This window comes from Myxococcus qinghaiensis, assembly GCF_024198215.1.
GTDB classification, from domain to species: Bacteria; Myxococcota; Myxococcia; order Myxococcales; family Myxococcaceae; genus Myxococcus; species Myxococcus qinghaiensis.
The window spans coordinates 471,831-480,368 of the sequence record NZ_JAKCFA010000008.1 but is presented as its reverse complement, the minus strand read 5'-3'; the positions used below and the strand labels follow the sequence as shown (position 1 = coordinate 480,368).

General features: G+C 66.8%; 10 protein-coding genes. 1 reads left to right on the top strand and 9 read right to left on the bottom strand.

The genetic code is table 11. The features are described from left to right. A partial coding sequence (locus tag LZ199_RS18005) for a DUF481 domain-containing protein (protein WP_253994932.1) occupies positions 1 to 871 on the top strand: 871 nt, incomplete at its 5' end. A 93-nt stretch (positions 872 to 964) separates the two neighbouring features. On the opposite strand, the gene LZ199_RS18000 is transcribed toward LZ199_RS18005, so the two are convergent. Genes LZ199_RS18000 through LZ199_RS17960 form a run of 9 tightly spaced genes read right to left on the bottom strand, consistent with a single transcriptional unit; the run spans position 965 to position 8,537 of the window. Beyond that, positions 965 to 1,423, bottom strand: coding sequence for a cytochrome C oxidase subunit IV family protein (locus tag LZ199_RS18000; protein WP_253994931.1), 459 nt, complete (start codon positions 1,421 to 1,423; stop codon positions 965 to 967). A gap of 13 nt (positions 1,424 to 1,436) precedes the next feature. After that, positions 1,437 to 2,102, bottom strand: a complete 666-nt coding sequence (locus tag LZ199_RS17995) for a cytochrome c oxidase subunit 3 family protein (protein ID WP_253994930.1) — start codon at positions 2,100 to 2,102, stop codon at positions 1,437 to 1,439. Continuing rightward, positions 2,092 to 3,759, bottom strand: a complete 1,668-nt coding sequence (locus LZ199_RS17990) for a cbb3-type cytochrome c oxidase subunit I (RefSeq protein ID WP_253994929.1) — start codon at positions 3,757 to 3,759, stop codon at positions 2,092 to 2,094. Before LZ199_RS17990 ends, LZ199_RS17995 begins: the two co-directional genes overlap by 11 nt. After that, positions 3,743 to 4,789: a cytochrome c oxidase subunit II gene (gene coxB, locus LZ199_RS17985; RefSeq protein ID WP_141646863.1), complete on the bottom strand. Its 1,047-nt coding sequence runs from the start codon at positions 4,787 to 4,789 to the stop codon at positions 3,743 to 3,745. Before coxB ends, LZ199_RS17990 begins: the two co-directional genes overlap by 17 nt. Beyond that, a complete protein-coding gene (locus LZ199_RS17980) occupies positions 4,786 to 5,667 on the bottom strand; it encodes an SCO family protein (protein WP_253994928.1) in 882 nt (293 codons plus the stop codon). Before LZ199_RS17980 ends, coxB begins: the two co-directional genes overlap by 4 nt. A 41-nt stretch (positions 5,668 to 5,708) precedes the next feature. Beyond that, complete coding sequence (locus LZ199_RS17975; protein WP_253994927.1) at positions 5,709 to 6,170, bottom strand: hypothetical protein; 462 nt, start codon at positions 6,168 to 6,170, stop codon at positions 5,709 to 5,711. Next, complete coding sequence (locus LZ199_RS17970) at positions 6,167 to 7,405, bottom strand: hypothetical protein (RefSeq protein ID WP_253994926.1); 1,239 nt, start codon at positions 7,403 to 7,405, stop codon at positions 6,167 to 6,169. The genes LZ199_RS17975 and LZ199_RS17970 overlap by 4 nt, the downstream gene beginning before the upstream one ends. Beyond that, positions 7,402 to 7,995: a c-type cytochrome gene (locus LZ199_RS17965; RefSeq protein WP_253994925.1), complete on the bottom strand. Its 594-nt coding sequence runs from the start codon at positions 7,993 to 7,995 to the stop codon at positions 7,402 to 7,404. Before LZ199_RS17965 ends, LZ199_RS17970 begins: the two co-directional genes overlap by 4 nt. After that, positions 7,992 to 8,537, bottom strand: a complete 546-nt coding sequence (locus LZ199_RS17960) for a DUF3341 domain-containing protein (protein ID WP_253994924.1) — start codon at positions 8,535 to 8,537, stop codon at positions 7,992 to 7,994. Before LZ199_RS17960 ends, LZ199_RS17965 begins: the two co-directional genes overlap by 4 nt. Between the last annotated feature and the right edge of the window lies 1 nt (position 8,538).

The following is an 8,538-nucleotide window of genomic DNA, read 5'->3' as shown; positions in this document are numbered from 1 at the left end:
CGAGCGCGCCGCCGCCGCCGCCGAGCGCGCCGCCGAGGCCAGCGCCCGCGCCGCCGAGGCCGCCGAGCGCGCCGCGAACATCGCCGCCGGTGCCACGCCCCAGGCTGCCGCCGCGCCGGACGCCACTGCCGCCGCTGCCGCCGCCGCGAAGAAGAAGGAGGAGTGGGACATCGTCGTGGGCCTGGGCCTCATCTCCCTGACGGGCAACGCGTCCACGCTGACGTTCAGCGGCCTGGCCAGCGCGTCGCGCACCACCGAGCACTGGATTTATGGCGTGAAGGCCTTCGGCAACTACGGCCGCAGCCGCCCGCCGGAAGTGACGGGGGAGGAGGCGGAGTCGCAGCTGGTGGCGCTCAACGCGGGCATCGAGCTGCGCGGGGACCGTCGCTTCACGAAGATGCTCAGCGGCTACCTGCTGGCGGGGGCGCTGACGGACCACGTGGGCAGCGTCGAGTCGCGGACCTCCGGCGAAGGCGGCTTGGGCGTCCTCTGGTGGGACGAGAAGTCGAAGGACGAGCGCGAGTCCTACCTGCGCACGGACCTCGCCTTCCGCTACGCGCGCGAGACGCGCTTCCAGTACTACCCGTCGCGGCTCGACTTGCCGGACGTGGACCTGGGCGGTCCGCGCTTCGGCGTGGCCTTCCGCTACGGCATCACCAAGGAGGTCCTCCTGAAGGAGGACGCCGAGGTGCTGCTGAGCGTCATCGGTGACTCCCGCGTGCTGGCCAACAGCCAGACGCAGCTCGCGGTGAGCCTGACGGAGGCGCTGTCCCTGGGCGTCAGCTTCCTGGTGAAGCACGACAGCAAGCCGCCCGAGGGCAAGGTGTCCACGGACACCGCGCTGGCCTTCAACCTCGAAGTCGCGCTGTAGACGGCCGTCAAAAGCAACGCGGCGCCGGGGAAGTCTCCCTCGGCGCCGCGCGGTTGAAGCAGGGGGCCATCCGTGAAGGAAGACCCCGGGTATTCAGTGGTGCCCCGGCTCCGGAGTCTCCGGCGTGTCCTTCGTCTGGTTCGGCCTCAGCCCACCGCCGAACCGGCCGCGCTGCGCGCCCGTGCCGATATCAGGGGGCTGCAGGTCGCTGTACTGCGAGCCGGGCGGGTTGGCGCCGCGGAAGCGCGTGCCGAAGTCCGCCAGCGGGATGACGAGCATCAGCACCACGAAGACGATGGAGACGCCGAACACGATTCGGTTGGCGCCCCGGTGCTCGGACAGGTGCATGAAGTACAGCGCGACGAGCGTGCCCTTCACGGTGGCGATGACGAGCGCGAGCAGCAGTCCGAAGGACGGCAGGTGCATGCGGCCGGTGACGACGGTGACGACCGTCAGCACCAGCAGGACACCCCAGATGAGCCAGTAGCGGCCCGCTCCGTGGTGCTCGTGCATGTTCTTCTCTTCCTGATGGGATTCGTTGGCGATGGCCATGGTGGTGTCGCCCTCAGACCAGGTACAGCATGGGGAACAGGAAGATCCACACCAGGTCGACGAGGTGCCAGTACATGCTGCCCAGCTCGACCATCGTGTAGTTGTTGGGGCCGAAGTCCTTCTTCGTGAACGCGCGGACCATCGCCACCGCCAGCACCGTCATGCCGATGACGACGTGCAGCGCGTGCAGCGCCGTCGAGCAGAAGTAGACCGTGAAGTAGAGGGTGATGCCGGGCATCTGCATCCCCTCGTAGAAGTAGTACCGGCCCGGCAGCGTCCCGATGTCGAACTTGTGGTGGTACTCGAAGTACTTGATGACGAGGAAGCCCATCGCCATCACCAGGGTGAGCGCGAACATCACGCCCACTTCCTTGTTCTTGCCTTCCTTCGCGTAGTGCACCGCGAGCGCCGCGGTCAGCGAGGAGGTGATGAGGACGATGGTGTTCACCGTGCCCCAGAACAGGTCCAGGCTCCGGCTGCCGGCCGCCCACGCCTCCGGGAAGAGGAAGCGGTAGCAGCCGTAGCAGACGAACAGGCCGGCGAAGAGCAGGATTTCCGTCGCCAGGAACAGCCACATGCCCAGGCGGGCGGCATGGTTCTGCACCTCGAGCGACGCGAAGTGGGCCGCCAGGCGCGGCACGTTGGCCGTGCCGTCGGCGGTGTGGGCGCTAGACTGCATCGGGAACCTCGGCCTTCTTCGGGTCGACGTAGAAGTGGGGCTCCTCGGGGAAGGTCACCTGCGGGCCCACGAAGTTGTGCGTCGGCGGAGGCGACTCGCTCACCCACTCGTAGCCCTTGCTGCGCCACGGGTTCTTGCCAGAGGCCTCGCCGAACACCAGCGCGTACGTCAGGTAGAACGCGATGATGAGGAAGCCGAAGGCGAGCAGCGACGCGCCCGCGGTGGAGGCCACGTTCAGGGCCTGGAAGCGCTCCGGGTAGTCATAGTACCGGCGCGGCATGCCGTTGTTGCCCACCAGGAACTGGGGGATGAACGTCGCGTTGAAGCCCAGGATGATGAGCGCCGCGGACACCAGGCCCCATCCCTCGTGGTACGTCTTCCCGAACATCTTCGGGAACCAGTAGTGGAGGGAGGCCAGGAAGGCCATGATGGTCGCTCCCACCATGATGAAGTGGAAGTGCGCGACGACGAAGTAGGTGTCGTGCCACGGGACGTCCAGCGACACCGTGCCCAGCGCGATTCCCGTCATGCCACCGAACACGGTGAAGAACAGGAAGCCGCAGAAGTAGGCGAACGGCGTCGAGAACTCGACGGCGCCCTTGTAGACGGTGCCCACCCAGTTGAAGACCTTGATGGCGGTGAACACACCCACCAGCATGGTCAGCACACCGAACACGCCCGCGTCGAAGGTCGACTGACCGGACACGAACATGTGGTGGCCCCAGGCGAAGAAGCCCACGAAGGCGATGCCGAGGCTGGAGTACGCCACCGCGCGGTAGCCGAAGATGTTCTTGCGGCTGTACGTGCTGACGACCTCGCTCATCACACCGAAGGCGGGCAGCACCATGATGTACACGGCCGGGTGGCTGTAGAACCAGAACAGGTGCTGGAAGAGCACCGGGTCGCCGCCGCGCGCCGGGTCGAACATGCCGAAGCTGAACAGGTTCTCCACCGCCACCAGCACCGTCAGCAGACCGATGACCGGCGTCGCGAGCACCTGGATGCAGCTGGTGGCGTAGATGGCCCAGACGAACAGGGGCATCTTGAACCAGGTGATGCCGGGCGCGCGCATCGTGTGGCAGGTGACGATGAAGTTGATGCCCGTGGCGATGGAGCTGAACCCGATGATGAACGCGCCGAACATCACCGGCGCCACCGTCGTCGTCGTGTGCGTGCTGTACGGGGTGTAGAACGTCCAGCCCGTGTCCAGGCCGCCGTTGAGCATGCCCCAGAGCATGAACACGGCGCCCGTCAGGTAGATGTAGAACGACGCGAGGTTCAGCCGGGGGAAGGCCACGTCCTTGGCGCCCAGCATCAGCGGCAACATGAAGTTGCCGAAGACGGCCGGAATCGCCGGAATCATGAACAGGAAGATCATCACCAGGCCATGGAGCGTGAACGTACGGTTGTACGTCATCGCGTCCATGATGGTCGGACCCGGCGTCAGCAGCTCCACCCGGATGAGCAGCGCGAAGATGCCGCCCACGAGGAAGAACAGCAGGATGAAGAACAGGAACATCACGCCGATGCGCTTGTGGTCCACCGTCAAGAGCCAGCTCTTGATGGTGGTGCCGTCCACCAGATAGCTCGGGTGGTGGTCGTGGTGCTCGTCGTGCGGGGCGGCCCCCGCCGTATCGAGGCTACTGGATGGGGTCATAGGCGGGTCCCTCGGAGGCGCCCTCGCGGACGTTCGGAGTGCGAAGCGACTTGATGTACTCGACGATGGCGGCCGTCTCGGGGCCCTGCAGCTTGCCCTGATACGTCGGCATCACATTCTGGTAGCCCGACACCAGGTGGGCTCCAGGGTCCATCATCGACTGGGTGATGTAGGCCTCGTCCACGCGGATGGTCTGGCCGTCATCCAGCTTCTCCACGCGGTCATACATGCCAACGAAGGTGGGGCCAATGTGCGCCGAGCCATCCACCGAGTGGCACTTCAGGCAGCCCTGCGTGCCAGCCAGCACCTGGCCCTGGTCCACCATACGCGCCACCGGCGGCACCAGCGAGGTGTCCGCGAGCGCGTCCTGGCGGTCCTGCAGCCGGCCGCGGCGCTGGTCCTTTATCCAGACGTCGTACTCCTCCTGGGGGAGGACCACGACCTCCGCGAGCATCTTCGAGTGCGACAGGCCGCAGTACTCGGTGCAGAGCACCTGGTACGTGCCGGGCTTGGTCGCCTCGAACCAGATCTGCGTGTAGCGACCCGGCAGCGCATCCATCTTGATGCGGAAGGCCGGGACGTAGAACGAGTGCAGCACGTCCCGGGATGTAATCAGCAGGCGGACCGGACGGTTGGCCGGGACGTGAAGGACGTTCACGCCGTTGGGGCCCTCCGGGTACGCGAACTTCCACATCCACTGCTTGCCCATGACGTAGACGTCCATCGCGTCCTTGGGCGGCGTGGTGACCCAGGTGAAGTCCCTGAAGCCGATACCGAACCAGGCCAGGAAGAACACCAGCGGCACGGAGACGAAGAGGAACTCCGTCTTCAGCGTGGGGACGACATACTCGGTCGCCTGGTCGGGAATCCGCCGGCGGTACCGGAAGAACATGAACAGCGCCGCGAGGCCAACGCCAGCCGACATCACCATCGTCGTTCCCACGACGAAGTGGTGCAGCAGGTCGACCCGTTCCGCGAACGTGGACGCGCTCTCCGGGAGGAACAGAAGGTTGTTGAGAAGCTCGCTCATGCCGCCGCGCCTTTCTTCAGCTCGCGCCTCCAGAAATAGATCAGCATCGTCGCCAGGGCGAGGAAGACAGCCATGCCGCCCAGGCGGATGAACCCGAAGATGTAGAAGCCGTACCGCCGGGTCGCGGTGTCGTACTTGAAGCAGGACATCACCACGCGGTCGAGGCTGGTCCCCACGCGGCCACCTGCCGCCTCCAGCAACGCCAGCTTCGTGTCCTTGGCGGGGAAGTCCGTCCCGTACAGATACCGGGAGATGCTCCCCTCCGGCGTGAGCACCATCACCACCGCGGGGTGGGCGTACTGCTTGGTGCTCGCGTCATACGTGTACTTGAAGCCCACCGCGTCCGCGAGGCGGTGGATCTGCTCGTCGGTGCCCGTGAGGAAGTGCCAGGGCGCGCTCTCCGGCTTCCCCATGGACTGAAGGTGCTTGCGCCGGCGCTCGTTGCTCATCGCCGGGGTGTCTTCGGGGTCCACGCTGACCGTGACGGCTTCGTAGTCACGGCCCAGCTCCAGCCCCAGCTCCCGCATGGTCTTCACCTGGGCGTTGAGCACCAGGTTACAGAGCATGGGGCAGTTGTAATACACGAGCGTCAGCAGGGTGGGACGCGTCTTGGGCAGCACCGAGCCCAGCGTCACCTCCTGCCCGCTCCCGTCGATGAAGCGGGTGTGCAGGGGCACCGGTTCACCCAGGTGCTCCTCCACGTCCACGCCCTTGAGCTGGGGGGGCGCGTCCGACTGCGCTTCGACGATGGCGCGGGGCGTCTTGCCCCCGCCCGGCATCGCGGAGGCCGGGAGCGCCGTGGCCAGGAGCAGCGCCACGGCGGGGAGCATCCCCCGGCGCGGGGCACACGGGGAGATGTAGGAGAGGATGGACATCATCGCGGGCGGCTCTTACGCGAGGCAGGGGAGGGAAGCTACTGCTACTGCTGAGGAGCCGGTGCGGGCTCCGGCGCCTGCTGCGGGGCCGGCGCGGGGGGGGCCGGGGGCGGGTTGCGGCTCTTGGTGATGACCGACTTCATCGCCTCGTCGAGGTTGGGGTGCGCCTTGACGCCCGGCTGGTCACCCCAGCCCGCCTGCAGGGCCTGCTGCTGGCCGCCAATCTTCTCCTCGGCGTGCCAGTCCTGCTCGAACAGGCGCTGGTTGACGATGCCGACCTCGTACTGCCCCATGGCCGCCGGACGCGGAGGAGGACCGTCCGGCTGGGCCTCCTTCATGGTCCGCACCTGGATGGCGTACGCCCAGACGATTCCCACCGCGAAGATGACGAGCGAGCCGGCGCCAATGCCGATGATCTTGCTCATCACGATGTGGTCTTCCTCGGCGGCCACACCGTGGGCGCCGACGATGACACGCGACTCGAGCTCCACCTGGGTCTTCTTCATGGCTGCACGTACCTCAGGGACTCCGCGATGTACGGGTCCTTCACCGGCATCGTGTAGTTGCCGCGCGCGTTCTTGAGCGCGAAGCCCACCGCGATGCCACCCACGCCCACGAAGGCGGCGACGAGCGAGATGAGCGACAGGGGGTCGAAGCTCGGACCCTTGTTGCCCGTCAGCGCCGGCCAGATGAGCCAGTACATGTCCACCGCGTGGATGACCAGCAGGTAGACGGCGACCACCGACAGCCGGCGGGGCTGCAGCTTCAGATTCCGTGACAGCAGCACGAAGAACGGCAGCACGAAGTGGCCGAAGAACAGGGCGATGGACATCGGCTTCCACGCGCCGAAGATGCGCAGGCCGTACCAGGGCGCCTCTTCCGGGATGTTGGCGATCCACACCAGCATGAACTGGGAGAAGGCGATGTAGGCCCAGAACGCCGTGAAGGCCAGCATCAGCTTGCCCAGGTTGTGGAAGTGGGCCGTCGTCACCACGTTGCCGTAGAGGTCCTTGCCCCGGGCCATCGTGGTGACGATGGTGAGGACGCAGAAGGCCGACAGGAAGCTGCCCGCGAAGTAGTAGACGCCGAACATCGTGGACTGCCACAGCGGCGTGAGGCTCATCAGCCAGTCGAAGGACGCGAAGGTGATGGTCAGCGCCAGGAAGGGCAGGATGCCAGGGGCGAAGCGGCGCATGCGCACCGTGAGGTCCAGCCCGCCTTCGGTGTCCTGCTTCAGGCTCAGCCCGCGCAGCTTCCAGGCGGCGAAGATCCACACCGAGAAGTAGATGACGTGGCGGAAGAGCGTGAACGGCCAGTTCAGGTAGCCGTGCTCCTTGTGCGCCAGGTGCTCGGACTCCAGGCCGGTGATGCCGGCGCGCAGCGGCGAGCCCGGCCACCAGGGGTACAGATACCCCGCCATCAGAATCACGGGGATGATGAGCAGCAGGAAGATGGGGATGACGGACGCGCCCGTCTCCATCGTGCGGCGCAGGACGATGAGCCACTTGGCCTTCGCCGTGTGGAAGATGGCCACCATGATGGTGAAGGCCACGCTGATGCCCACCCAATAGGCGAAGGCGAGCAGGTAGCTGTGGGCGGCCGCGCCCTTGGCGTCGGTGAGGAAGAAGATGGCCAGGGTGGCCAGGATGCCCAGGGCGCCCGCGCCGAACGCTGGAATCATCAGCTTCGGCGTGCCGGTGTAGCGCTCGAGGTGAGCTGGGGCTTCGGCTGCGGGGGTCATCGGTTCTCCTGCGGGACGGGCTGCTGTCCGCCCGTACGGGTGTTGCGAGCTTCCTGGAGGGCGCGGACGTAGGCGACCACGGCCCAGCGCTCACGCACGTCCAGCTCACCGGAGAAGGACGGCATCACGCCGTAGCCCTCGTTGATGGCCGTGTAGAAGTGGCCCGCGGCCTTGCTCTCCAGCTCCAGCAGGGACGGCGGCAGGCGCAGGGCCATGTTCTCCGCCACCACGCTGTTGCCGTCGCCGAGCACGCCGTGGCACTGCGAACAGACGATGTTGTACTTCTTCTGACCCAGGGTCAGCAGCGTCTGGTCCACCGTCACGGGGATGGTGGCCACGGGCTGGCCGTTGGCGCGGCCGCTGAGGGCCGTCTGCCGGGCGGTGGGGTCCTTGAGCTCCGGCATGCTGGCGAAGCGCTCGCGGGGCACCGTTCCAGCCGGGGGCGTGCGCATGGCACGGCCGTCCGCCCAGAAGTCAGAGGCCTCGTAGTACTCGTACTTGGCCTGGTGCTCCATGCGCTGGAGGAACTCCGAGGGGACGTCGCAGCCCGACAGGGCGACGAGTCCGGCGGCGGGGATGAGCCACCTCATTCCTTCTCTCCCGTGACGACGGTCACCTGGGTGGCACCCAGGGCCTTGAGCTGGTCAATGACGGCCGCCGCGTCCTGGCCCGTCGCATGCGGCACGCTCAGCCAGTAGCCGTGCGTGGACGCGGTGCGGAAGGCTTCCGACTCGAAGACGGGGTGGTACGGCTGCGGCAGCCGGCTCAGTCCCAACAGGCCGAAGAAGATGCCGAACGCGGCGAACAGCACGCTCAGCTCGAACGTGATCGGCACCCACGCCGGCAGGGACAACAGCGGACGACCACCGATGTTCAGCGGGTAGTCGTACGTGTTCATCCAGGTCTGCATGGCGAGCGCCGTGGTCAGGCCGGTGAGGCCGCCGCACAGCGCGATGAAGGGGACCTTGGAGGGGGGCAGGCCCAGGGCCTCCGAGCCGCCGTGCAGCGGGTACGGAGAGTAGGTGTCCATCCCCTGGAAGCCCTTCTCCCGCATCTGGCGGGTGGCATCCACGAGGACATCTGGCGTCTCGAACTCGGCCAGCACCCAGGAATCGAGGACAGTGGCTTCCATG